This window comes from Pararhizobium sp. IMCC21322 (assembly GCF_030758295.1).
Taxonomy (GTDB): domain Bacteria; phylum Pseudomonadota; class Alphaproteobacteria; order Rhizobiales.
This window is the reverse complement of the sequence record NZ_CP132335.1, coordinates 4,655,747-4,680,245: the sequence shown is the minus strand read 5'-3', so window position 1 is coordinate 4,680,245 and position 24,499 is coordinate 4,655,747. Positions and strand designations below refer to the sequence as shown.

The following is a 24,499-nucleotide window of genomic DNA, read 5'->3' as shown; positions in this document are numbered from 1 at the left end:
GGTATTTGCAAAAATTTGCCAATATATGCGAAATTTTGCAAGAAAATTGTTTGCAATTTGCCCGGAGCCGTGTCGTGATCCCTCTTCCTGAAGAACGTCATTCGATTATCTTGAGCGCAATCGAGGCGCACAAATTTGTCTCAATCATCGAATTGGGCGATCGCTTGAATGTGAGCCGTGAAACGATCAGAAGTGACATATCGCATTTGGCAAAGCAGAATTTGTTGCAACAGGTTCGGGGCGGCGCAACACGCATCGAAAAGACCGAGGCGGCGATGAGCGAGCGTCAGAATATCAATCACGCAGGCAAACAAAAGATCGGACAGATTGTTGCCGGCATGATTCCGGATGGCGCATCTGTCATCATTGATTCCGGCTCCACCACATTGATGGCGGCCCGCGCACTGACAGGGAAAAACGACCTCACCATCTATACCAATGACCTGACCGTGGCATTGATCATGGTAGCGACGGCTGCTGAGGTTCAAGTTCTTGGTGGAAAACTGGGCCGGTCGGAATACTCGACACGAGGGCATGACACATTGGAAATGCTGTCGAACTATCGCGCCGACTTTGCGCTCATCGGTGTTGGCGGACTAAGCGCAGAGCACGGTTTCACAGATTATGATCGCGACGTCGCAAAGATGCGCGATGCTATGATTGCCGCAGCGACGACGCCGCTTTTTGTGGCGGGGCATGAAAAATTTGACAAATCGGCATCTGTTCGATTGAGACGTGCTGACCAGGCTGCCTTTCTAGCCACAGACATTCAACCAACGACCGAATTGGCAACGTATCTGAATCACCTGGGTTTGGATGTTTTGACACCAGAGTGAACCCAGCCCAACACAAAACCCGTTCCCGCGTCCGGTCTAACGTCATGAGCCATTTTATGACAGATTTTCCGGGACTGTTGGACGCATGTTGAGTGCCTGATGTTGGCGAATGGTGGAGTGCGGGCGCTGCCAATAGGGCTATCACTTCGCGGAGCGACTGCCGCAGCAGCTCAGACAGCCAAAACAGATATCCCATCAAAGCCTCCAAATCATTGATTGGAATCCTTGAGTCTGATTTGCTAATTAAAATCAATCCTATCAATGGGGTTTGACCTCAACTTCAAATCAGGGAGTCTTCAGCGGAACACGTGACATTCAATCGGAGTGCGACTGCAATCCAGTTAGCAAATTTCGCATAAAAACCAAATGTAGCGGCGTGACCTCAAGTTTCCGTGCTGATTCCAATGCGCTTTGCCAACGGAGATGCACTGACCCCGTGCAGCAATACCGAAAGTGCGACGGTCAGTGAGACACAAGCTAACAGCTCTTCTTCATTTGGGAACTCAAACTCATCCATAATGATCAGCGTAAACAGGATGGATGCGAGACCACGCGGACCAAACCACCCAAGAAACAGCTTTTCCCGCATTGCAAGGCCTGTACCTGCAAGCGACACAAGGATAGGCAGCATCCGTATGACTGTCAGGAATGAAATGGCGACTAAGACTGTAGACCAAGAGATATGGGCTAAGCCATCGGGCAGCATTAATGCGCCAAAGACCAGAAACGCTGCCATGGTCAAAAGCTGTCCGGCACCATCCATAAACTCCTTAATGAAGTGGATGTCATTTCGGTATGTGTTGCCAAAAACGGCACCGGCAACAAATGCTGCAATAAACCCGTTTCCCCCGACAAGCACAGCTGCAATGAAACTCACAAAGGCAGTGGACAGAAAGACGATGCCTTGGGCGCTTCCAACAATCCAATCGCGCTGCTGCACATAGTCGAGAGCTTTTGCGCTGATCCAGCCTATTGCAAGGCCAACTATCGGTCCCAGGACAACCTGCGTGACTGCAAAAAGCGCCAACCCATCCGTTTCTGTCATGTTGGTCGAGGCTAAAATTGCTCCCAAAAGGACAAAGGGAAGAACCAGCCCGTCATTCAGGCCGCCTTCCACATTCATTGATTGACTCAAACGCTCGGGAACCCTGGCACTCGATACAACGGCTTGCCCAATTGCGGCATCTGTTGGAGCCAACAACGCAGCCGTTAGCAGTGCCAGGGCCAGACCTCCTGCCGGAAAAACGTAAAACACCACCAGAGTTCCCAATGCGATTGATCCAGGCAATCCAATAATCAGCATGCGTAACGGAATTGCGAAGGTTATTTTCAATCCTGAAAAGCGAACATGGCTGGCATCGGCGAAAAGAATGAGAACCAGTGTCAACTCGGCTAGAAAACGTGCTGACTCGCGGAGTTCCACTGTCGTGCCGAGGGATTGGGTCACAGGCGCACAAAGATAGCCAATTCCCACAAAGATAATCGGGAGTGTCAATATTGTTTTAGAAACTACCTTGGTCAGCAAAGAATAGGCGATGGTACAAACCAGAATGCCCAGAACGATCAATTCAATGTTTGTACCGCTATGTTCCATAATCACTTTTGGCCGTAATTGGTTAAAAGCACAAGGAGGGCAACGGAACAAATTCGTTAGAGACTCAAATTCAAAAACAGCAGAATTATCATGGTCATCGCAGCCGAACTGTTGCGTTCAAAGCGATCAGTCGCCTCGGCATCCGCAGCTGATAACATCCAGATCGGGATGCATTTAAATTGACATTCAAGTCATGGTTCCAAGCGTGCGCTTTGTCCGCATAGCGACCGTTTATGTGAACTGAAACGAAAGTCTGCCGCCCGCCCATTTTTACATCGAAACACGAATCAGATCATGGGTTGAGATCAAAATAATTACCAATTCCGCCAGAATATCATCATCCGATGATGGCTTCATTGTATCGTGAGAGCGGATTATCGATCTGTCACCACTGCATAATGCAGTATATTGAGACGCATGAAGCAGTTGCTATTCAGATTTCTAAGTGAACCAAGTTTCAGCGGTTGCGCAGATGATTTGCGTCGCGAAATTGAACATGGATATCTTTGATTTGCGCCGCAATTCAGAGCAGCAATCACCCTGCTTTCCTACTGATTGCTATTCCGCCACCTTATTATAGCCTTATTAATTCGAAAATCGCGAAACAACGCAAAATCTCGACTAGGTCTAACATATTGATTAATAAGGAAAATTTTGGTTGCGGGGGCTGACCCTAAACGCGACTTTATGAAAAACCAAGAGGCATTGGTTGCGGGAGTGCGCCCACAACTTAACTTGCTGTATCATGCAACAGACATAACATCACCAGAAGCAAAACGAACGCTGGCGGCGCGCAGTACTCGCCCTCGGGGGCCATCGCTATGAGGAAGGACGGCGGGTTTCAGGGCCGTAAGGCTGTTGGCGCTGTGTTTGCGGATGCCGTCACCAATGGAGCAATCAAGCCAGCCAAGCCGCCGTTCGTGGGTTTTCGGGTGACAGATGAGGAACTGGCGCAGCTAAAACACTTATCGGCGGGAATGTCGGTGAGTGCCTATATTCGTAAGTGTCTGTTTGGCGGTGATAGTGCGCCGCGCAAGATAAGGCTTCGCGCTCCTGTCAAAGATCAAGAAGCTTTGGGACGGGTGTTGGGATTATTGGGGCAATCGCGGATTGCCAATAATCTGAACCAGCTTGCCTATGACGCCAATTGCGGCACGCTATTACTGGATCAGCAGAGCGAAGACCAGATCAACGAAGCCTATGCCTATGTGCGCTCAATGCGGCTCGATCTGACGCAGGCGCTCGGTATTGGCGGGCAGACGCAACATTGATTTTAAAGGGCAATGAACGCGGTGGTGCTGCGCAATTGGCGCGGCATCTTTTGAACACGCGTGAGAATGAGCATGTCCGCGTGCATGAAATTTCTGGATTTGTATCTGATGATCTGACCGAGGCTTTAACAGAAGCCTATGCGGTGAGCCGGGGAACGAAGTGCAGGAACTTCATGTTCTCGCTGGTCTTAAGTCCGCCGGAAATGGAGAGTGTTTCTGTCGAAGCATATGAACAAGCCATTGCCGGAATTGAAGCAAAACTTGGATTAACCGGCCAACCCCGCGCAATTATCTTTCACGAGAAGAAAGGCAGACGTCACGCCCACTGTGTGTGGTCACGCATTGATATTGTCCGCATGCGTGCGCTGAATGTCTCACTTTACAAGCGCAAGCTACAAGAACTATCGCGGGAGCTATTCCTTGAACATGGTTGGCAAATGCCACGCGGTTTGATGAACAGCGAGGAACGAGACCAACTCAATTACTCCCAAGCTGAACACCAGCAAGCAAAAAGGGTTCGACGTGACCCAAAGGAATTAAAAAGCCTTTTGCTGGGTTGCTGGGCGGGCTCTGATTCAAAGGCCGCCTTTGCCGCCGCTCTGTCTGAACATGGTTTGACACTCGCCAAGGGTGACAGACGCGGCTTTGTTGCGGTTGATGGTCAGGGCGAAGTTTATTCGCTTTCGCGCTGGCTTGGCGTGAAGACCAAAGACTTACGCGCGCGCCTTGGTGATATTGAAAAGCTGCCTTCTGTTGATGATGTCCAATTGCGTATCACAGAACGCTTTGCCGATAAGGTGGGCGCTCCGTTTGATGCCGCCTTTGCAGAAGCTGAAACACTTTTTCAGAATCAAATTGATGCCCTTGAATCAAAACGCCGCGCTCTTGTCGGTGATCACAGACAAACACGTGCAGCATTGGAGGCAGCACAAGAGACGCGCCGGATTGAAGTCGTTAAATCCCGCGTCGCGCTTTTACCGATAGGAGTGAAAGCACTCTGGGCGCGGCTTTCCGGCAGATACGACGTTTTGCGTGCTGAACACACACAGGCCGCAGAAGCAGATAAAATCCGTGACCAGGTGGAGCTGCAAAAACTGATTGAAAGGCAGCTCGGTGAAAGACGCGGCTTAGAGGAAGAATTTTGCGCCCTCAAAGAACAACACGCGGTGCATCTGGCGAAACTGCATCGCGAGAATGCTTTTGACCTTAACGAACAGCTGCTTGGTGTCGATCTGTTGGCAGATCCCGACCAAGCGCTTTTACTGCCCGAAGAAGACCAACTCTATACGGCGCAACAAGTCCGGCAATCGCCGGTTAAAATTCTGGATATTATCACCGATAAAAAGTCCGAGTTTAACCGCCGTGATATTCTACACGGGCTGGCTAATTATATCGATGATCCGTTGGCCTTACGCGCCGCCTCCGATGCGGTTTTGCGCTCGAAAGAACTGGTCGAGATCAAAAGTGATCCGCTACCGATTTATTCAACGCGGGAAATGGAGGGGCTTAAAAGCGGGCTCACCCATGACGCAAAAATCATGGTCGATCAAAACACTCATGGCGTGAAATCTACCCATACGCATGACGCCATCAAACGTCAAAACGCGATATTGCAAAAATTGCATGGGGCAAGCCTGAGCGATGAGCAACAAGCGGCGATAAATCATATTCTAAATCCAGAACGAATAAGCGCCGTTATCGGCTTGGCCGGGACCGGTAAAAGCACTATGCTTGCCGCCGCGCATGAGGCTTGGACAAAACAAGGCTATCAGGTTTTTGGTGCGGCATTGTCCGGTAAAGCTGCCGATGGTCTGCAAAGCGCCTCCGGCATTATCAGTCGCACTTTGGCCTCGATGGAAATGAGCTGGAAGAACGGCTACAACCAATTAAAACCCGGCGATGTTCTGGTGATTGATGAAGCCGGAATGATTGGCACACGCCAATTGAACCGTATTGTCGAGCACACCAAGAAATATGGTGCAAAGCTCGTTCTTGTCGGCGACCCAGAACAATTACAGCCCATCAATGCGGGAACGCCGTTTAAAGATATTGCTGAAAATATTGGCGCGGCAAAACTCACAGAAATTCGTCGCCAAAAATCAGACTGGCAGCGCCAAGCCTCGCTTGATCTGGCGACGGGCAATACCGGAAAGGCGATAGATGCCTATCAAAAGCACGGCGCGGTCAAAACCACCAAAAGCCAGGATGACGCCATTGCCGCCTTGGTACAGGATTATATGGTTGATATCGAAACACGCGGCAACAGCGCCTCACGGCTGGCCTTCGCCCATCGCCGCAAAGATGTCCATGCTATCAATCAGGCTGTTCGCATGGCTCGCAAATCAAGCGGTGAACTGGTCGATGAGCATTATTTCAAAACCACTCATGGCAAGCGTGCCTTCGCCCCCAATGACCGCATAATCTTCACCAAAAACGATACCGAGCTTGGCGTTAAGAATGGTGCTTTAGCGACGATTGAAAAAATCACCAAAGACAACATATTCGTTACCCTTGATGGTGCCAATAACGGCAGCCCGCGCCGCCTGACCTTCTCCCCAAGCCAATACGCCTCCATTGATCATGGCTACGCCACCACCATCCACAAAAGCCAGGGCGCAACGGTGGATAGATCATTTGTCCTATCGTCGCGAACGCTGGACAAACACCTGACCTACGTCGCTCTCACACGCCACAAACATGACGCCCGCTTCTATAGCGACAGCGACAACATGCCAGGAATGAAGCGGGAGCGTGTGCCTGCACCAACAAGGTCAAACAAGCTGCGCCGGGAGAGGTAGATTGGGCTGAGTTTTCGTCATACGAAATTCTTTGTGATCAACCAAAAGCATGTTACAATTAGTGTATATATTACAACAGTTTACACAAATAATTCAGAGCTTGGGGACATCATTTATGAGAAAAGCAGGATACATAAGAGATAATGGGAACGACCCCGAAATAATTGATCAGCAAAAGAAGGCACTAACCCAAGCTAGATGCGATGAGGTCATTGTCGAACGGGTTACCCACATATCCAGACAGCAGATGAGCTTGTCCTTGTGGGTTTTAAAAGATCGTTTGCAGTGATCAAAAAAATAGATGCTGCTTTAGCTGAAACAAACATTTTGGAAGTTATAGCAGACTAGGGCCACTCAATTTTTAGCCCTTCGGAATGTTTTTCTCTTGAGAGATCAATTCCACATTCCTTTGCGAATGCCCAGGCTTTCGGCAACTTGCTTTTCGCCTCAGCCGTGCTCAAAAGAGATCCTGGAACCGAAGAGCGGATTTTTTCACGCATCTTGTCATCAAGCAGCAATTCCTTGGCTGTACGATCGCCTCCGAGTTCCTTTGTAGGATTCTGAACCTTTTCGCCACAAAAATAGAATGATACTAACCCACGCCTCCGAGAAGAATTGTCTCGTTCCAACACAGTAAAAATGCCCGCGATTGGTTCTTCCCGAAACGGCACGTTGCAGGCACAGTAAGCAGCTTCGTTGGTTATTTTTGAACGGACCAGTGCGGATAGACATTGGCGTTCACCAAAGGCGTTTCCAAACCAGGTATTGCTCTGAGATAAAATCAGGCACTCCATCCGGCCTGGATCCCGGTTGAGCGTTGAAAGAACCATAGTCAGGACGCGTGCCTGGAACTTAGCAGTTTTTGTTTCTGGGTAAACAATTGCTATTTGCCAATGCCCCTCCACAAAGGACTTCTCTGTCGAAAACGACTCGCCTGACAACAAGCTTTCTGATTCAAGAAGAACGTCAGGTACTAGTGTGGGATCCTCATCGATCATCGGATCAAGCATCCGTAGATCTGAGATGCCCAACTCCGTTTTAGTCAGAGCGACAATGGCAGTTTCTTCTTCGTGCGAAAAAGCGTGTGTTTTCATGCGTTCGTCCAAAGCCGGACGAGAGAAGACCGCTTCTTCCTTCTTAGCGTTCAGCGCAGATAGCAAGTCCGAGACCGACGCTAATCTCCTGGTGGATGTTGATTTTAGGTTTTTTCGTATCAGCGTTAAAGCAGCGACCAAGCGGCGGTGGTGTTCCAACTTTCCTTGCATGACCAATTCCCTCTGAAGCCTATTTTTCGAAAATTACGTAAAGTTATCAACCAAGCGGAAAATAAACCAGATGCAATAATACCCGGTCGGCCACAGATTATATGCACGAAACCCAGAGTCGAAATAGTTAGAAGAAAAAGAATAAATATGTGCAGGCAAAAGCGGGTTGCGGATTCCACGCTTATGCTCCTGATTTTTCGAAAAATCAGTCCGCCTGACAAAAAGAATCCCTGAGCCCTTTAGTAGAAGGGCTCAGGGAAGGTGCGCGGTACAGCACTCCATCCAGACTGCACCATCGCGGCGCACCAGTACCTGAACGGTACCATACTTAACGTCTGGGTTGGCCTTGACGGAACAGCAAATCCGTTGCGTAGGATCAGCTGGTGATGCAGTCACGGAGAACTATTATGGATACGAAAATGGAAGACAAGTCATGTTTCCCTGGTGATAACCACTACGTTGCATCGGATGGCGAAGGTCATCACGGTGAGGGAGGCAGCCCCGAACAGGCTCAAGAGCGCCTAGAACAGGCGCAAGCCAGTGGGAACGAGTGGGAAAAGCCGCTCGGTTCCGGTCCGCGAGTCGATTAAAAAGCGATACTTCGTCGCTCGATAACGTAGCTCTTTGATAAGAGTAATTAGGTCTCTGTGCAAGAAGAGCCTCTGAACCTCGAGCAGCCCCGGACCTCGGGGCTGCTCACCACTTCTTATCTTAAGCGAAAACGCATATTAGAAACTGAAATCAAAGTCTCATACCAGAGAAGTTGAATCGAACTATGGTGGTGGTAGTGCTGGAGCCTACCTGCTCGGTTGATAATTGAGAAAAACTGAACTCAGGATTGGAACCCTGTAGGCACATTGCGATAGCCAATCAAAATAGGGGAAGTCTGTCCTGGAACCAGTCAAGAAATATATTTGCTTGTTAGATTGGGACGGGACGCTTCGAGAAGGGTTCGTCATTTTTGATTGGTTGAAGTTCCTGGTACGGACAGGGGTCGTTCCTATTCGTCACGAAACCAAGATGTTGACCAGCTTAAACCAATTTCAGCAGAAAAAATCTTCATATGAAAGTATGGCATGGGACGTGGTCAATACCTACGCGGAAGCAATGCAAGGATTGCACCCGGCCAACTTGAGCAATTTAGTGCACGAGTTTTGGTCAACAAACGCGAGGCTTAATGACTTCGCCATACCGCTAATTGAAACTATCCGAGAACTCGGGATCTCACCTGTTTTGGTCTCAGGGGCACCGATGGTAGTAGTCGAACACATTGCAGAGCGGATTGATATAGATGATTGCTTTGGTTTGGAATTAGGTTTCGACAGCAATGGGTCGTACGATGGATCGGTAGCTATGAATCTCGCGATCAGCTCTAGCAAGCAGATCATAGTTGATAGACTAATGAAGCAAGGCAAAAAAGTCGCCCTGTCGTTTGGAGACACGATATCTGATGTGCCCATATTTAAAGCGGCACAGCTTTCTTACGTCATCACCAAAAGTGAAACGGAAGAAGAAGTCAAAAAGGATCTGTCCAATATGACTAATTCAGAGTGTTGTACATTTGTTCCGCAATCCGATGTTCGTGAAATGTTAGGGGGTTTGCGAGTCACGTGGATCAACAAATTGGAACTTTAATCTTTGGCCGAGTGCGGTTGGTGGGATAATTAAACGGAGTTATACAGATGGACCCTTTTGAGCGGGGTGAACCGCCCCGGGATTGTCGGAGGCTCAAACTCCTGAGTAGGATTGAGCAATGACAAACAAAACAACGAAGTGAGCGTCCGGCGCGCGCCACGTTTCTAGAATTGGAAATGGCATTATGCTGTCTGGGCAGCGTAATGTAAGGTGCGGTTTCTCGTGGGACATCTTGTTTGTTGATTATAGCTTCTCCCGGAGCGCTTCGTAAGGTGTCTTTCCATTGTGGGCACCGTGCGGCCTGTGGAAGTTGTAAAAGCGCTCCCATTCCTCGAGTTTGGCCTCGAGATCAACGTCGCCTTTGTAACTGAGCAACTGATAGAATTCCTGACCGTCGGACCGGTGTGAACGTTCAACTTTTCCATTCAACTGAGGCGTTCCACGTTTTATATATGCGTGCCTGATGCCGAGATCTTCGACATGCCAATGGAATTTGGCCTGGAACTCATGTCCGTTATCCGTTCTGATTTCCTTGATGCGGAAAGGGAATTTTTCGATGACGTGATCGACAAAGTCGATAGCGTTTGCCTGGGTGTGTTTCTCATAGACTTTGAGGGCTCTGACCCGGGTTGCGTCATCGATGGCTGTATATTGAAAGCGACGGACCTTCTCACCTTGTTTCCCTTTGAATGTAAGGAACTTAACATCCATCTGAATATGGTGACCCGGCACCTGTTTGTTGTAGCGTTTGGTATGGACTTTGCGGATACGGGTGCCGCGAGGAAGGCGGTTCATGCAGTTTCGTTTAAGTATCCGGGAGACCGTAGAATCGGACATTTTAATGTCGTGATAGCGCTCCAGATACCAAACGATCCTGATCGGTCCCAGATGGTATTTACGCCGTAGATGAAGGACTTTCTCTTCGATCTCAACAGGTGTTCTATTGTAATGCTGCTTGGGAATGGACGGTCGGTTTATCAGCCCGTCTTCGCCGCGTTTGGCATAGGCGTCTCGCCATCGATAAAAGCTCGTCCTGCCAATACCAAAAAACCGGCAGGTCTTGGCAACATGCCCCATTTCGTCAGCGTATCGTAAAATGCGTAGTTTGCGCAGAACCTCGCGTTGATCCTTGTTCATAAACATCTCCTTCATCCCAATTCTGGGAGGTTAATGGAAATGTCCCGCGAGTAACGACATATCTACAAACATGATGCTCTAAAGGCGGCTAGCTGTGAAAAGGTTGTCACAGAGAAAGTGTCTGGCGCATCGCTCAAGCGGCCAAAACTGGAAAAGCTTTTGCGCTCCCTCGATGCTGGCGATGTTCTGACAGTCTGGCGATTGGATAAGGTTGGGCGTTCATTGCCGCATCTTCTCGGTGTGGTGGCAGTCTTCAAAGCGCGAAATGTAGGTTTTCAATCACTCAATGAGACAATCGACCCAACTGTAGATATGCCGTTACTCGGGGATGCAACGGGGGCTTTGCCCCCTTGCCAAGTGGTGTTGTTTAACAACACACATCTTGCCGCCTCCGGTATTTCTTCTTCCTCGGCTCATTTCCACTTTCATTGCGGTCATGACCCGTCGCAAATTTGCTTCACGGAGCTCCAATGTACTATTGAAAATTCACATGTGCGACGCCAATTGGGACTGAGGCTTTTCTAAATGCAAGTGCCTGTCGCATGAAGGCAAATTCCTTGGCCAAGCCTATTGCGGTGCCACAAACGGCGAAGTTGGGGGTGTGAGTTCAATGGTCACCCAAATTAGAAGCAGACCTTCGTCGCAGAGATCGCAGAATAACTAGGATTGCGGGTAGAGCAAACTTGGAATGTGCACCTTAGCGTATTCAGGTCTGCTTTAATCTGACCGCCCCAATGAAGTCCGCAACAGACCAAAGCCATCCCTGCTGCGCTACTGTGTAGCTAGCCTGAACTGGCTTAGGTACGACTAATTGAAGGCTCGATGCTTCCATCTGGTGCGTTTGCGGCTCGGAAATTCCCGGCTCTAGAGTCACAAGATGTTTTCGACTGATCTTTTCCGCTTCTGCCAAGACCTGCCGCCAGCGGTCTTTGCAGGTGGACTTTGCCCCTAACATGGTCAACCTCACATCGCCTTCTGGCGGAGCGGTTTGATAAGTGGCGAGGTCAGGGAATAGAAAGTCAGGCTTGTGATTGTGTTCTGTAACGGCGCCACGGACGTGCTGAACGTCATGCGACCTTAGAACTGCCGCCAAATGATGTTCCAATGAATGGCCCATGCGCGATTTCCGGCGATTTTGAACGCTCAGCGAAAAACTGATGAAGCCATCAACATCGGTGCCGTCGCTATTGACAAATCCTGCCTCGATCCTTGATGACACAACCCGGCGCTCCAGACGCCTGAACAGCGCCTCCTCGTGGTCCAGCCACGCGATCAGCGCGGCGTCAGGGTCATCCTCGGCTCTGACCTCGGGCAATGTGAGGCGGGCAAGATCGGAGAACTCGGCCGTCTTCGGAAATGTGGTCCCGAACTTGTAGATGATGGCGTCCAGCTTGTCCGCCTCCGGTTCCTCAAACTCGACACCTATCTCATCCAGGATGAAACGGGCCGCGAAGTCCAGCTCTGGTTCTTCGACTGAGAACTCGCGCGATACAAAGGACTTTCCCTCTGGACGCAGGCCAAACAGCCAGAAGAGCTGCTGTTCGCTGGTGGAGCTTTCAGGGGCTACGATGAACCACAGAAGGCCACTCTGGTCTTTGGCAAGGAACAGGGTGTCACCCTCGCCCATGGCCTCGGTGACAGGATTGGAGGGGTAGTAAAGCCGCCATTCAGCGGCGCGTGGCTTATTGAAGCGGGAATCGTAATGCGTCGCCCAGCTTTCTTCAGTGATGCCTTCTTGATCACCACCAAGCCAGATGTAGATCGCAGGGAATTTCTGCTGGTGTGTCTCACCCAGAAAATCATCCCGCATCTTCTTGGTTGTGCCAACTTCGTGCTGGTTGGATGTTTTCGGTTCAGCATCGACGGCGGACAAACGTTTAATCCCGACACCTTCAAAATAGTCAGACAGTTGCCCCCGCTTCATTTCCGCTTACCTCCAGTGATTTTATATCCGATTTCAACCATATGGCACACTGATCGGCAATATCCTCAATAGAAAGACGGGTCTTGCCCTTCAGGGCGCATTCCCAAACCGTGCCAATGCGCCAGCCATTATCGGCAAGGGCCAGATACTGCCTCCGGTCACGCTCGGTATTCTTTCTGATCTTCTCCCGCCAGAAATCCTGGCGGCTCTTTGGCCAGCGGAACAAATGACAGTTGTGGCCGTGCCAAAAACACCCATGAACGAAAATCACGGCGTTGCGTCCGTTAAAGACAAGATCGGGTTTTCCGGGAAGGTTTTTCCGGTGGAGCCGAAAACGGATTCCGCGCCGGTGAAGCGCGGATCGGATTATCATTTCAGGCTTGGTGTTCTTGCCCTTGATACCAGCCATCATCCGGCTGCGAACGGTTGGCGTCACATGGTCGGCACACATGGTTCAGGCCGCAACGCCCTGCTCAGGCAAAAGTAGCTTGCGCTGTTGCAGAGAGGGCACGGCGCGTCCATCACGCTCAAGCGCCTCTGCTATGTGCGGCTCCATCAGATTGGCCACAGCCTGCACCGCAGGCACGACAACCGCGTTGCCGAACTGCCGGTATGCCTGTGTGTCGGATACGGGGATACGAAATTTGGTCTCTCCGGGTTTTTCGAACCCCATAAGCCTCGCGCACTCACGCGGGGTCAGACGGCGGGGCCGGTTGCCCTTCTGCTCGATCAGGATTTCGGAGCCGTCCTTGTAGTAACGGGCTGACAGGGTACGGGCGACGTCATTGGGACCGAACAGGGAGAACCCAAAACCATTCCCTGCTTTGCGGTGCTTCTCCTTATAGCCCTGAAGGTATTTCCACATATGCTCTGTCAGGGTGTATTTCGGGTCTACATCTTTGTCGAGTATGCGGCCAAGTTTCGGGCCATCGCCTTCAGGGACTGCCAGATCATCAAAGTCAAAGCTGGCATCGTCGCGGAAACCGACAATAAAAATCCGTTCGCGCTTCTGCGGAACCCAAGGCGTCGAACTGACCACTTGGTGACTGACGTTGTATCCCAGCTCCTTCTGAAGGACGTGCATAATCGTTGCAAAGGTCTTGCCGCCGTCATGGCGTTGCAGGTTCTTCACGTTTTCCAGCAGGAAGGCAGGCGGGCGATGGTGGGCAATGATTTTCGCCAGATCGTAGAACAGTGTTCCCTGCGTATCGCACAGAAAGCCGTGAGGTCGGCCCAGTGCGTTCTTCTTGCTGACACCCGCAATAGAGAACGGCTGGCATGGAAAACCGGCCAGAAGGACATCATGCGCCGGAATCTGGTCCGGTGCGTCGGCAAATGGTCGCACATCCTCCGCGAAGACATGATCGCTGTAGGCAGGTTCGGGAAAGTTTGCGTTATAGGTCTCGCGGCTAAAGCGATCCCACTCGGCAGTAAACACGCATCGCCCGCCAATAGTCTCGAAGGGACGGCGCAGCCCCCCGATCCCGGCGAACAGATCGATAAACCGGAAACCTTCAGGCCGCTCTCCGGTGCAGCGGGAGTCTGCGGCTTCGCGCAGCTTGGCCAGCCTGAGCTGGTCGATCCGCTTGCCTTCACCGTTGATGTTGCGGCGAATTGTGCGCTCGCTTACGTCCAGCAGCTCTGCCGCAGTCTCTATACTGAGGCCTGCACGCTCCAACAATTCCGAAAATTCTGTCGGTGGATGTGCGTTCATGTGACTGCCCCTGTTTCTGTGTCAGTTATTGACAACATGTCATAATCTGTCCCAGCACGTTTGGGAACCCTGCTTGTCGCATTTGTGCATGTTTTGTTCTAGATTCACGGCAATTGCGCCCGTCGGGTCCGCCAGCGTGAAAGGACTCTGTCGTAATAGTCGAAGTTGCGAACGACATAATCCAATAATCTGTAGTGGTTCAGATGTGATCTGACAGTTGGCCGTTTTTCGGGCGGCGTCTGTCAGGCGAAGTTCAGTTCACGAACTTATCCTTCCAGATTTCTTTGCCCTCGATCATAGTTTCGATGGGCGTTCTGCCGCAACACATTTTGCCCTGATGCGTGCGTTCGTGGTTGTAGTGATCCAGCCATTCATCCAGATCGGCCTGCAATTCCTCGATGGATTGGTAGACCTTTTTGCGGAACGTGATCTGGTAAAACTCCTGCAGGATCGTTTTGTGGAACCGCTCGCAAATGCCATTTGTCTGCGGTGATTTCACCTTGGTTTTTGTGTGATCGATATCGTTGATTGCCAAGAAGAGCTGGAAGTCGTGCTTGTCGACGCGGCCACAATATTCCGTGCCGCGATCCGTCAGAATTCGCAGCACCGGTAGATCGTTTTCCTCATGGAACGGCAGCACCCTGTCGTTGAGCAAATCAGCCGCCGTGATAGGCGTCTTGGTGGTGTAAAGCTTGGCATGGGCCACCTTGCTGTAGGTGTCGACATAGGTCTGCTGATAGACGCGTCCGACGCCCTTGAGGGTGCCGACGTAGAACGTGTCCTGTGAGCCCAGATAGCCCGGGTGGGCCGTCTCGATCTCACCACAAGCCTCGTCATCGTGTTTCTTCTTTTCAAGCGCCTGCACCTGCGCTTCAGTCAGAATGCCACCGCCTTCGGCAACCTTGGCTTCCAGCGCCTTGAGCCGGTTTTTGAAGTTTGCCAAGTCGTGCCGCAGCCAGATCGACCGCACGCCCGAGGGCGAGACAAAGACCCCCAGCTTGCGCAGCTCGTTCGATGTGCGTGCCTGGCCGTAGGCCGGGAAGTCCGTGGCGGATTTGATCACCGCGTCCTCGGTCGCCTGATCGACCCGGTTCGCCAGATTGGGCTTGCGCCGGGTCCGTTCGAACAGGGCCTCAACGCCGCCGTCCTCGACCGCCGATTTGTAGCGGTAGAACGTGTCGCGCGACATGCCCATCACTTGACAAGCTTTCGACACGTTGCCCAGTTCCTCGGCCAGGTTCAGCAATCCGGTTTTGTGTTTGATGATCTTGTCGGTAGTATTCAACATCGTGGTTTCCTCGTTTTGTGGTTGGGTTTGCACCACCATCAAAACGGATAACCATCATCTCCTTCAAGAGATGTGCCGTCCCCATTCCAGCTTGCTGGGAAGGGGGCGGTGTCAGATCACATCGAGACTAATTCAAATAATCAGTCTCTCACTCAACCTCTTGAAAGAGATCCTCATTGAATGCATTCTCATAGAGAATGCCGGGCATGGGCGCATGCTGCCATGGTATGCGAAGGCAGTGCGCTGATGCTTTGACCAAGCCCGTTTGACGGACGATTGATAGCAAGGGCCAATTCGGCCGAGCGTTTCGCAACAATACGGCGAGTAGCGAACTGGTCGCCGGTCAATCCATTCCAGCAGACGGATCAGTGAACTCTGCGCCAACCCTTCAGAACGATGCGGGCAACCTTGTTCTCGGTGACGGGCGATTTCTCGACGGCGATTAAGTAGCTACTGCTTCCCGGTTCACCGGTTATCACAAACTCATCGCGCTTGGTTGCTCCGAAAGACTTGAGGAACTTTGTCATATGCGTGATGCGGTATTCGTCGCGGGTACCACCAGGATCATGGTGCTTGTTGTTGTAGTAGATGAAGCAGAAGTCCCACGTCCGACCATCCGGGTCCTTGCACTCGATCCATGCGCGCGGGTTCTTCTCCGCGTTCCCCAACTCCGGCAGGAACGAAAGGAAGTCTGCATCCCCCTTCGGCACGAGAATACCAGCCTGATGCCCCCCGGACTCACCAGTATCGTTCGCCGATAGGGTTTTCTTGAAGGTCTGTCTGGTCATGATGTCCCTCTGGGCGTAATGGAGAGCGCCCTCGAAAGGTCACCTGCGTCGCGTGTCGATACGGGCACTGCCTCGTTGCCAAGCTTGCGCTTCCACGCGGAGCGGTCGATCATCACCTCCTCGACCGTCCCTTCGTAAAACAGGCGGTAGATCGTGACAGGATGCTTCTGCCCTCGACGGTGCGCTCTTGCGCTCGCCTGAGCCTCCAGAGCCGGGTTCCAGACCTGCGTGTAGTGAATCACGACTGTTGCGGCCGTTATGTTGAGGCCGGCACCTGCGGCTTTCGGATTCAACACCATGCAGGCAGGGCCTGCGTGCTCTGAGAAACGGTCAACCAAAGGCTGCCGCTCATCCGCTGGCGTCGACCCGTTGATCGTTCCCCAAAACATGCCGGGCGTGTTGCCAAGCAAACTCTGCAGAATGTCTCCGATTCGGTTGAACGTGGAGAAAATAAGTACCCTGCGATCATTCGCGAAGGCTTCATGAACTAGGTCGACGGTGCGCTCCAGCTTCGGCGTCGGCATGATCCGCCCGGCCTCCACGTCCGCTATCGCGTCACTATCGGGATCCTCGCCATCGTGCCCCTGACGTGACCTCAACATTGGGTGCGCGCAGAACATTTGGAGACGACCGGTCGCCACCAAGGCACCCGCTACAGGGTATTCCTCCAGCGTTTCGGCCAGAAGCATTTTATATTCCCGCGCGAGGTCGTCCCCAAGTGAAAGAGGCACATCGACGTCCGTGCGTTGGGGGAGGTCGTCGGCCACGTCCGCGACCCGTCTCCGCAACACGATTGGAGATGTCATGTCTGAGATCTCTTGCGCCGCCTCCGTGCCATCCGGATAGAGCCGTCCGAACTCTTCTCGCGTTCCCAGAAGGCCGGGGATCGCGAAGTCGGCAAGGGACCACAGGTCCATCAGACTGTTCTCGACTGGTGTTCCGGTCATCGGAATTGTTCGGTCCCGCGGAATGGAAGCGAGCGCCCGACGCCTACTCGCGCTAGGGTTTTTGATAGCCTGCGCCTCATCCGCGATCACCCACGACCAACGCGTACCAGAGAACAGGGCAATATCATTGACCACGGTGTCGTAGGTGGCGATGACCACCTGTGCCTTGCGAAGCCCGCTCACGATGCCGGTCCGGTATGCCCCTCGATGCTGAAGGATGGACAGGGATGGTCCAAACCTCTCGATCTCCCGCTGCCAGTTGGTGATCAGGCTCGTCGGGCAAATGACGAGGGCAGGGGCTTCGGTATCCGGTGGTTCCAGAAGAAGGAGCGCGATGATCTGGATGGTCTTTCCCAGCCCCATTTCATCAGCAAGGACCAGCCCACCCGTGGCGGCGAGTGTCCGGTGCATCCATGCGATACCGTCTGTCTGGTAAGGGAAAGGGGTCGCCTGCAGGCCCGGGACCTTGAACCCTTCGCCCATGCCAGTGGCAATACCCTTGGCTGCGGCAAAAACGTCTGGGTCGACGGAAACAGGAACGACATCCTGAGTATGTCGCGCGATCGCCAGCACCTCGCTGAAACTGGGTTGCTTCAGGTCCGAGCCGGTAAAGGCGGTCGTAAGGGCTTCGGCGACATCACGGGGAAGCGGCCGGATCGTGGTTCCGTCCAGAACCCAGTTGTGCGCCGTGCTGAAGGCATCCAGCACACGCTCTTCCGTGCGGATCATTCTGACGCCACAGAGAACGACCTCGAACCCGTTATTGGTCCGGCGGACTACGAGGCGCGGTGGAAGCACCCGCTCCGATATGGCATAGCCTTCAGGAGGGACCGAGGCCAGATCGCGGTACTGCACAGACCAAGATAATGCGTCCGGATCATCACTCATTTATCATCTCTCCGACCTCGGCCGGGCTCCACGGTACAGGTCTTCTGGAATGCACGACACGGTGGCAGGTGGGGCAAAGGGGAACGAGGTCGGTCCGAGGGTCGTAGGCACGGGGCGCTTTGATCTGCGAAAGAGGCTGAAGGTGGTGGATCTCCAGCACAGCGCCGTTCGGACCGTACTTCTTGCGGGGATCGGTTCTGCAGGTCGCACAGGCGTATCCATGGACAAGAAGGCATAGAAGGCGGTTGCGGGGGTTTCGTTCGCGGCGCTGAACAGTTGAAACCGCCACTGCGCCTTCCAGCTCACCGTCCACCTCGTCGTCGGTCGCCGGCTGTTTATCCTCGTAGCCGATCAGCTCCGCGAGCGCCGCCATGATTGGCACAACCACAATTTCACAGGTCTCGATAATCTGCTCGTCCGACTGGCGGTTCCCGCGAACCTTGCGCTCAGCGCTCATGGAGAATGCCGGGCTGTCGATTACCCAGCTATCGACGTCCATGGATGAGGGGAACGCCAAGGTAGCTGCGACGTCGATCGAGCGCACAAGGGCACGTGCGAGCGTAATCTGTTCGGGATTAGCTTGGGCAATGCACGAAACAACCGAGCCCGAGTAACTGCCAAATCCCAAGGATACCTTATGACGGTGAAGCCCACTCGGCCTGAGCGTGATGAGAGGCCCCCCATTCTTGTTCAGGTCGGCGAACCGGATGCTGAGGCCTTTCTGCAATCCCTCCGGCGCTGCATCGATGGCGATATCTGCTCCCGTTCGTTTCGCGATTGTCTGGCCGATCAGCCCTGCCTTGGTATCAATCATCGTCCTCATTGTCCGTACCGTTATCCAACTCGTCCGCTTCGGGCATTTCTACGTTTCGCAGGAGCTTCTTCAGATTGCCGGACACCTCGTCGCGCAGGTCCTCAAACACGGCGTCGAGGTCTTCGTTCGTGTTGTTCTGTTCCGCGACGGCGAACGCCCACAGAAGCAGGTCCATGCCCTGCACCGCGAACCCTCCGCCAGCCGCTCGTTGGTAGATCTTTTGGTAGAAGTCGTGGTGCTTGTTGATCCGCACGGCGGGAACGTGCCCACTGTTTCCGGTGCTGCGCAAGGTAGGCTCATAAAGCTCGCCAGAGTTTATATCGTCAACCGCCTCAACATGGATGCTCTTGGGGTCGACGTTGTTCTGAACCGGCGATTTGATAGTGATGCCGGTGCCATGGTTATTGCTGACGATCCCAGTACCGCCATCCACATCGACCGATGTGACCCCCGGCTTCTTCGTCGATTGAGTGCCGGCGATGTTGTTGTTCGACCCTGAGTGATTGATTTCATTGTTGGCCGTGTCTTCTTTGTTCTTTCGCCGATAGCGGTTCTGCGCCTCGCGCCTGACAGGCGTAAGCCTCTCCTTGAGATGAGCCTCAAGTGCGGGATCGAAGTGAATTCGGGACTTTTTCACATCGACCTTGAATGCTTCGTCTAGCTCGTGATTGAAGTCGAACTCTACCCGCAATAGGGACATGTGAGGTTCGAGTGTTCCGAAGACACCAAGCCAGCCGCCCTGCTGGATCAGGCGTCCTTCGCGGTGGATGTAGAACCCCTGCCGGTGGTTCGCGATCTTTGCGCGGTCCTCTTCCTCTTTCGTCAGAAGGCTCCGGGGGGGCAGAATCCACGCCTTGATCGTGGCCTCGCCGTCTGTGCCGTCTTCCCGCACTATCTCGATCTTCTGGGCCACCGTCTCCAGAACTTGGTCCGACTTCTCGGTGAAGAACGGGTTCCATGCGTCGACCGCCGTGCCGTTTACAGTGATGGTCACATCGCGTTCGCGCCCGTCGTTTTTGTCTAGAAACCGGTAGTAGATCAGAGAGGCGTGCTCGATCAGCTTATGCTCAAGTTTATTGAGCGCGGCCTGCTCGTGTGCACCGCCCGGATTAGCATATTCCTTGGAAAGGATCCGGTCGCAGTTCTCCCATACGACCAGAGTACCGCGCTCACCGCACATTTCCTCGAACGTGTCGTATTCATCTGCTGAAACCTCCGTCTGCAACATCTCCCATTTGTCGGCCTTTTGGACGTGCTCGAGGTCCCAAGTGAGTTTCGCTAGCGATCCGTCCGCGGCATCTCGCGATATGACGGTAAATCGAAGGCAAACCGAACTCGATGCCGTTTTCAGACCGAGCCCGAACTTCCCGAGGCTAGCGAGGCTCTGCCGTGCTTGGGCGCCGTATTTCATTGCGCCAAACAGGTTCTTCTCGTTCATGCCGTCTCCATTGTCGCCGATCGTGACAACCTTGCGTCCGTCCTCGTTCATCGCGATTTTGATGTGTACTTCAACTGCATTCGCCGCGATTGAATTATCAATGACATCCGCCGCAGCGGTATTGAAGCTGTAGCCCGTATCACGGAGTCCATATATCAGCCGTGCAGCGTCGGGTGGGTTTGTAAGTGGCAAACTAGTGGTCTCGGTCATGCTATCCCCTGCAAACTCGCCGCATGCGCGGCTTGCACTATTAGTTCGGTTAAATTCAATTTATGCTAGTGTAAACCAGCTAATGCAAGCCGTTGTACCAATTCAGTATATTATCATCGCAAAAGAACCGGCTATCGCCTGAGCAATTACCAACACTTTTCTAACTATACCCTTTTAACCAACGCAGAAGCGCACCTGCGCGGAATGGCAACTTGGTCTGTATCATTTCGAATAGCCCCGGCGTTCAGCGATGAGGTCCAGTTCACGCACAACACGCGTTCCTGACAGAGAGCTGTCGACAATGGTTGCCAAACATGCCCGACTGAAGTTGTCAATCACACACAGGATGCGGAACCTGCGTCCATCTACCAATGTGTCAGACACAAAATCCAAGCTCCAACGCTGATTGCGGCTCTGCAGGGTCGTCATGGGTGCTCTGGTGCCCAAGGCACGCTTCGGCCACCACGTTTGCGCACAGTGAGCCGTTCTTCCTTGTAAAGCCTGTACAGCTTCTTCCAATTCAGTTCCCAGCCTTCCCGCTTCAGCAAGATGTGTAGCCGCCGATAGCCAAACCGTCGCCGCTCCGCAGACATCTCCACAAGCCGCTTGCTCACTTCATTGCCGTCACTACGCGTCAATCGATAGCGATTAGACCCGAGGAGCAATGCCCACCAGTTCACACGCTTTGCGTAAGGAGTAGTTTTTGATCTTTATAACCCAGCTCACACCTCGTTTCTACGAACTGGACTTAAGAAGTTTTTTCCCAGCATTTCCTTCAATGTCGCAACATCCAACATCTGCTCTGCCAGAAGCTTCTTCAGTTTCCTGTTTTCTTCCTCAAGCGTCTTCAACCTTTTGGCATCCGAAACTTCCATGCCGCCAAATTTGGAGCGCCATTTGTAAAAAGTCTCATCCATTGCCCTGCAGGCAATTGTGAACTGAACCGCCCCGGGATTGTCGGAGGCTCAAACTCCTGAGAGGATTGAGCTATGACAAACAAAACAACGAACAAGTTTTCCGCTGAAGTTCGCGCCCGTGCGGTGCGGATGGTTCTGGAGCATGAAGGCGAACACAACTCCCGCTGGGCTGCGATTGTGTCGATATTGGACAAGATCGGTTGTGTGCCCCAAACTCTCAATGAATGGGTTAAGAAGGTCGAAGTGGACAGTGGCCAACGCGCCGGTGTTCCCTCCGAGATGAGTGAGAAGATGAAGGCCCTGGAACGGGAGAACCGTGAGCTTCGCCAAGCCAATGAGATATTGCGCAAGGCGTCCGCATATTTTGCCAGGCGGAGCTCGACCGCCCATTCAAGAAATGATCGCGTTCATCGACGATCACCGGGAGGACCACGGGGTCGAGCCAATTTGCAGGGTTCTGCCGATTGCCCCCTCCACCTATCATCTCCATGCAGCCAAGCGAGTTGATCCAGCCAAATTGTCCTTGCGGGCAAAGCGGGATCTGGCGCTGAAGCCGGAGATAGCGCGTGTGTTTGCAGACAATTTTGGTGTTTATGGCGTACGGAAAGTCTGGCGGCAAATGCAACAGGAAGGCTTTGATGTCGCCCGTTGTACGGTCGTACGGCTGATGAGAGGCATGGGATTGCAAGGGGTTATCCGGGGCAAACCCGTGCGAACCACGGTCAGCAACAAGGCTGCACCATGTCCGCTTGATCACGTCAATCGGCAATTCCATGCACCTGCGCCCAACAGGCTTTGGGTGTCTGATTTTACGTATTGTGCGCCTCGACCCGGACTATCCGGGGTGGCGTATGTCTGGAATGCTTTGAGAAAGGAGGATTATGGAATGCCTGTTCCCTGCTGCGAGGGAACATGAGCCGAAGCGGAGGTGACCTGCTGTCGACTGGCAGGGTGACGTAGCCCTTGGGAAAAGGGGCTTGAGGCGAAACCGTTACGCTGAGATGGTCCCCCAGGCTGAGTATTGGAAGGTTGAGGAACACGAACCGGTTCACCCGCATCTGAGGGTTGAAATGTCACCTGCGCCTACACGGTTTAACAGGCGCAATGGCGATGATGGTTCCGGACATGTATGTCGGAACCGTCCGAACGCAGGGCTACATGTAGCTGTCCTGCGGGGAGCGATGGAGCGAATGCAGCCATGCCATCGCATCGGCATCGACTTGCAGCAAGCAAGGACAAAGACTGCGACCGGCAGCCTCACCGATACGATTTAAGTCCAGCATATGAACGAGGGAAGGCATGGTGGAATGCCCATCCGGTAGGATGATACGACAAGGGAGTTGACCCCAATGTCCGCCATGCTGGCAGAGTTCCCGTAGTAGTCTGCGGCAGGGAAAGCCTGTCACTTTGCTCGCCATAGTGGCGGGCTGGCGAAGGGGAACAGTTCAAGCCGCTTGAGGTGCGGATTACCTGACCAAATGAGGTGAAGACCTTTGATAATCAGCGAAATGCAACACAAGCTCGCAACATGGGCCGAGAGTGATCAGACCCGCCGGTTTGATCGGCTTTTACGGCTCATCGCCAATGGGCAATGGCTTACTGAGGCCGCCCGGATCGTTCTGTCGTCGTCAGGCGCGAGAACCCCGGGCATTGACGGGATGGATAAGCAACGCCTGCAAGGCATTCTGGATAACCATCTGGATCAATTGCGGGTTGAACTTCTGACGGGCAGGTATCGCCCGCAGCCGGTGAAACGGATCTACATTCCAAAGTCGAATGGCAAGCTTCGCCCGTTGGGTATCCCAACCCTGACGGATCGCATTGTCCAACGCGCAATGCTGATGGCCATGGAGCCTATCTGGGAAAGCAACTTCCATCGCCTATCCTATGGCTTCCGGCCAGAACGCAGTGTGCATCATGCTGTGCGCACCGTGAAGATACAGCTACAGGATAGCACCCATCAACGTGGCCGCTGGATCATCGAAGGTGATCTGGCGAGTTACTTTGATACGGTGCATCACCGGCTGCTTCTCAAATGTGTGCGGCGGCGGGTTCGGGACACACGGTTCGTTGATCTACTTTGGTGCATCCTGAAGGCAGGCCACATTGATCGTGGTCTGTTCAGGGCTTCAAGCGAGGGTGTTCCGCAAGGTGGGTTTCTCTCACCACTCCTGTCCAACATCATGCTCCATGAGTTTGATGCGTGGCTGGAGGCGAAATACCTGAACAAGAAAGCCCGTAAGGATCGCTGGGCATGGAACTTCGGCATACAAAAGGGCCGTCCCATAGCGGTGAAGGAGAACCGGCAGTGGAAACCTGCTGTCGCCTACTGCCGCTACGCCGATGACTTCGTTGTCATCGTCAAAGGGAACAAGGCTCATGCCGAAACCATCCGTGAGGAATGCCGGTCGTTTCTGGAAGGCAGACTGAAACTGACGTTGAATATGGAGAAAACCCATATCACCCACGTCAATGACGGTTTTGTCTTTCTAGGGCACCGGATCATTCGCAAGCGAGGGTCACGGGGACGTAGGAACGTCGTGACGACGATACCCAAGGAAAAGGCCAAGGCGTTTGTCTGCAAACTGTCCGAGGCCCTTTCCGGCAATCACGACGTTGGGAAAGTCGATATGATCGACCGTCTGAACCGCCAATTGGCGGGATGGGCGGCATTCTACAAGTTCACCGACTTCACTGCGACTACATTCCGGCGCATCGACCATGTCGTGTTCTGGAAAGTGGCGCACTGGTTGGCCCGGAAATACCGGACACGCATCAAACCCTTGATGCGCAAATGGTTCCGGGTGCCGGAGGCGGGCAAGGCAAAGACCTGGCTTGTCTTCGACACGAACCAACGTGGGGTGCATATCGGCAAAGCACTGCGCAGACTGGTCACAAGCCCGAAAGCGCAGTTCAAGTGGCGGACCCCGGAGCGCAATCCCTACATCTTTCGTGAGGAAACCCGCTCCACCGTCACTTCCCGCTATCGTGATGTTGCTATGGCCTTGGGCCAAGCTTGAACGGAGAGCCGTATG

Annotated in this window: 17 protein-coding genes, 2 pseudogenes and 1 other annotated feature; of the genes and pseudogenes, 7 read left to right on the top strand and 12 right to left on the bottom strand. The window is 53.0% G+C overall.

The window, feature by feature from the left end; genetic code table 11:
* Positions 1 to 74 precede the first annotated feature (74 nt).
* Positions 75 to 836: a DeoR/GlpR family DNA-binding transcription regulator gene (locus RAL91_RS22260; RefSeq protein ID WP_306258431.1), complete on the top strand. Its 762-nt coding sequence runs from the start codon at positions 75 to 77 to the stop codon at positions 834 to 836.
* A 382-nt stretch (positions 837 to 1,218) separates the two neighbouring features.
* Here RAL91_RS22260 and RAL91_RS22255 read toward each other — a convergent pair whose 3' ends face one another.
* A complete protein-coding gene (locus tag RAL91_RS22255) occupies positions 1,219 to 2,430 on the bottom strand; it encodes a sodium:proton antiporter (RefSeq protein WP_306258430.1) in 1,212 nt (403 codons plus the stop codon).
* An 821-nt stretch (positions 2,431 to 3,251) separates the two neighbouring features.
* On the opposite strand from RAL91_RS22255, the gene mobC reads away from it, so the two are divergent.
* Together mobC and RAL91_RS22245 are read left to right on the top strand one after the other, a co-directional pair.
* Complete coding sequence (mobC, locus tag RAL91_RS22250; RefSeq protein ID WP_306258429.1) at positions 3,252 to 3,701, top strand: plasmid mobilization relaxosome protein MobC; 450 nt, start codon at positions 3,252 to 3,254, stop codon at positions 3,699 to 3,701.
* Entirely contained in the window at positions 3,698 to 6,499 is a 2,802-nt protein-coding gene (locus RAL91_RS22245; RefSeq protein WP_306258428.1) for an AAA family ATPase, read from the top strand. Before mobC ends, RAL91_RS22245 begins: the two co-directional genes overlap by 4 nt.
* A gap of 344 nt (positions 6,500 to 6,843) precedes the next feature.
* On the opposite strand, the gene RAL91_RS22240 is transcribed toward RAL91_RS22245, so the two are convergent.
* Positions 6,844 to 7,764, bottom strand: coding sequence for a hypothetical protein (locus tag RAL91_RS22240; RefSeq protein WP_306258427.1), 921 nt, complete (start codon positions 7,762 to 7,764; stop codon positions 6,844 to 6,846).
* A gap of 918 nt (positions 7,765 to 8,682) precedes the next feature.
* Between RAL91_RS22240 and RAL91_RS22235 the strand changes: the two genes are divergently transcribed.
* Positions 8,683 to 9,399 (top strand): HAD family phosphatase, encoded by a 717-nt coding sequence (locus RAL91_RS22235; RefSeq protein ID WP_306258426.1) that lies wholly within the window; start codon positions 8,683 to 8,685, stop codon positions 9,397 to 9,399.
* Between the two features lie 243 nt (positions 9,400 to 9,642).
* Here the strand turns inward: RAL91_RS22235 and RAL91_RS22230 are convergent, their stop codons facing one another.
* Complete coding sequence (locus RAL91_RS22230; RefSeq protein ID WP_306258425.1) at positions 9,643 to 10,536, bottom strand: IS481 family transposase; 894 nt, start codon at positions 10,534 to 10,536, stop codon at positions 9,643 to 9,645.
* 60 nt (positions 10,537 to 10,596) lie between these two features.
* Between RAL91_RS22230 and RAL91_RS22225 the strand changes: the two genes are divergently transcribed.
* A complete protein-coding gene (locus RAL91_RS22225) occupies positions 10,597 to 11,061 on the top strand; it encodes a recombinase family protein (protein ID WP_306263067.1) in 465 nt (154 codons plus the stop codon).
* 181 nt (positions 11,062 to 11,242) lie between these two features.
* Here RAL91_RS22225 and RAL91_RS22220 read toward each other — a convergent pair whose 3' ends face one another.
* From RAL91_RS22220 to RAL91_RS22180, 9 genes and pseudogenes are all read right to left on the bottom strand, one after another.
* The gene (locus RAL91_RS22220) at positions 11,243 to 12,460 is read right to left on the bottom strand and encodes a type II restriction endonuclease (RefSeq protein WP_306258424.1); all 1,218 of its coding nucleotides are present in this window, start codon (positions 12,458 to 12,460) and stop codon (positions 11,243 to 11,245) included.
* Positions 12,438 to 12,869, bottom strand: coding sequence for a very short patch repair endonuclease (locus RAL91_RS22215; protein ID WP_306263065.1), 432 nt, complete (start codon positions 12,867 to 12,869; stop codon positions 12,438 to 12,440). Before RAL91_RS22215 ends, RAL91_RS22220 begins: the two co-directional genes overlap by 23 nt.
* A gap of 45 nt (positions 12,870 to 12,914) precedes the next feature.
* Positions 12,915 to 14,174, bottom strand: a complete 1,260-nt coding sequence (gene dcm, locus RAL91_RS22210) for a DNA (cytosine-5-)-methyltransferase (protein ID WP_306258423.1) — start codon at positions 14,172 to 14,174, stop codon at positions 12,915 to 12,917.
* A gap of 253 nt (positions 14,175 to 14,427) precedes the next feature.
* Complete coding sequence (locus tag RAL91_RS22205) at positions 14,428 to 15,462, bottom strand: IS481 family transposase (RefSeq protein WP_306258422.1); 1,035 nt, start codon at positions 15,460 to 15,462, stop codon at positions 14,428 to 14,430.
* Between the two features lie 365 nt (positions 15,463 to 15,827).
* Positions 15,828 to 16,250: an EcoRII N-terminal effector-binding domain-containing protein gene (locus RAL91_RS22200; protein ID WP_306258421.1), complete on the bottom strand. Its 423-nt coding sequence runs from the start codon at positions 16,248 to 16,250 to the stop codon at positions 15,828 to 15,830.
* Positions 16,247 to 18,085 carry a DEAD/DEAH box helicase gene (locus RAL91_RS22195; RefSeq protein WP_306258420.1) on the bottom strand — a complete coding sequence of 613 codons (1,839 nt, stop codon included), beginning with the start codon at positions 18,083 to 18,085 and terminating at the stop codon, positions 16,247 to 16,249. The genes RAL91_RS22200 and RAL91_RS22195 overlap by 4 nt, the downstream gene beginning before the upstream one ends.
* Positions 18,078 to 18,899 (bottom strand): HNH endonuclease, encoded by an 822-nt coding sequence (locus RAL91_RS22190; protein ID WP_306258419.1) that lies wholly within the window; start codon positions 18,897 to 18,899, stop codon positions 18,078 to 18,080. Before RAL91_RS22190 ends, RAL91_RS22195 begins: the two co-directional genes overlap by 8 nt.
* Complete coding sequence (locus RAL91_RS22185) at positions 18,892 to 20,547, bottom strand: ATP-binding protein (RefSeq protein ID WP_306258418.1); 1,656 nt, start codon at positions 20,545 to 20,547, stop codon at positions 18,892 to 18,894. The genes RAL91_RS22190 and RAL91_RS22185 overlap by 8 nt, the downstream gene beginning before the upstream one ends.
* 231 nt (positions 20,548 to 20,778) lie before the next feature.
* Positions 20,779 to 21,461 (bottom strand): annotated as a pseudogene (locus RAL91_RS22180) (transposase); the annotation flags it as partial.
* A gap of 75 nt (positions 21,462 to 21,536) precedes the next feature.
* Between RAL91_RS22180 and RAL91_RS22175 the strand changes: the two are divergent.
* Both RAL91_RS22175 and ltrA read left to right on the top strand, forming a co-directional pair.
* Positions 21,537 to 22,350: pseudogene (locus tag RAL91_RS22175) on the top strand (IS3 family transposase); the annotation flags it as partial.
* Positions 21,821 to 21,936 (top strand) — a sequence feature (AL1L pseudoknot). (Overlaps the previous pseudogene by 116 nt.)
* A gap of 607 nt (positions 22,351 to 22,957) precedes the next feature.
* The gene (gene ltrA / locus RAL91_RS22170; protein ID WP_371932451.1) at positions 22,958 to 24,484 is read left to right on the top strand and encodes a group II intron reverse transcriptase/maturase; all 1,527 of its coding nucleotides are present in this window, start codon (positions 22,958 to 22,960) and stop codon (positions 24,482 to 24,484) included.
* The last annotated feature ends 15 nt before the right edge of the window (positions 24,485 to 24,499 follow it).

What these genes read in the sequence shown, in the direction of transcription:
- RAL91_RS22255 (WP_306258430.1), bottom strand. Translation starts at nt 2,430, where the DNA reads ATGGAACATAGCGGTACAAACATTGAATTGATCGTTCTGGGCATTCTG.
- mobC (WP_306258429.1), top strand. Translation starts at nt 3,252, where the DNA reads ATGAGGAAGGACGGCGGGTTTCAGGGCCGTAAGGCTGTTGGCGCTGTG.
- RAL91_RS22240 (WP_306258427.1), bottom strand. Translation starts at nt 7,764, where the DNA reads ATGCAAGGAAAGTTGGAACACCACCGCCGCTTGGTCGCTGCTTTAACG.
- RAL91_RS22230 (WP_306258425.1), bottom strand. Translation starts at nt 10,536, where the DNA reads ATGAACAAGGATCAACGCGAGGTTCTGCGCAAACTACGCATTTTACGA.
- RAL91_RS22220 (WP_306258424.1), bottom strand. Translation starts at nt 12,460, where the DNA reads ATGAAGCGGGGGCAACTGTCTGACTATTTTGAAGGTGTCGGGATTAAA.
- RAL91_RS22215 (WP_306263065.1), bottom strand. Translation starts at nt 12,869, where the DNA reads ATGGCTGGTATCAAGGGCAAGAACACCAAGCCTGAAATGATAATCCGA.
- dcm (WP_306258423.1), bottom strand. Translation starts at nt 14,174, where the DNA reads ATGAACGCACATCCACCGACAGAATTTTCGGAATTGTTGGAGCGTGCA.
- RAL91_RS22205 (WP_306258422.1), bottom strand. Translation starts at nt 15,462, where the DNA reads ATGTTGAATACTACCGACAAGATCATCAAACACAAAACCGGATTGCTG.
- RAL91_RS22200 (WP_306258421.1), bottom strand. Translation starts at nt 16,250, where the DNA reads ATGACCAGACAGACCTTCAAGAAAACCCTATCGGCGAACGATACTGGT.
- RAL91_RS22195 (WP_306258420.1), bottom strand. Translation starts at nt 18,085, where the DNA reads ATGAGTGATGATCCGGACGCATTATCTTGGTCTGTGCAGTACCGCGAT.
- RAL91_RS22190 (WP_306258419.1), bottom strand. Translation starts at nt 18,899, where the DNA reads ATGATTGATACCAAGGCAGGGCTGATCGGCCAGACAATCGCGAAACGA.
- RAL91_RS22185 (WP_306258418.1), bottom strand. Translation starts at nt 20,547, where the DNA reads ATGACCGAGACCACTAGTTTGCCACTTACAAACCCACCCGACGCTGCA.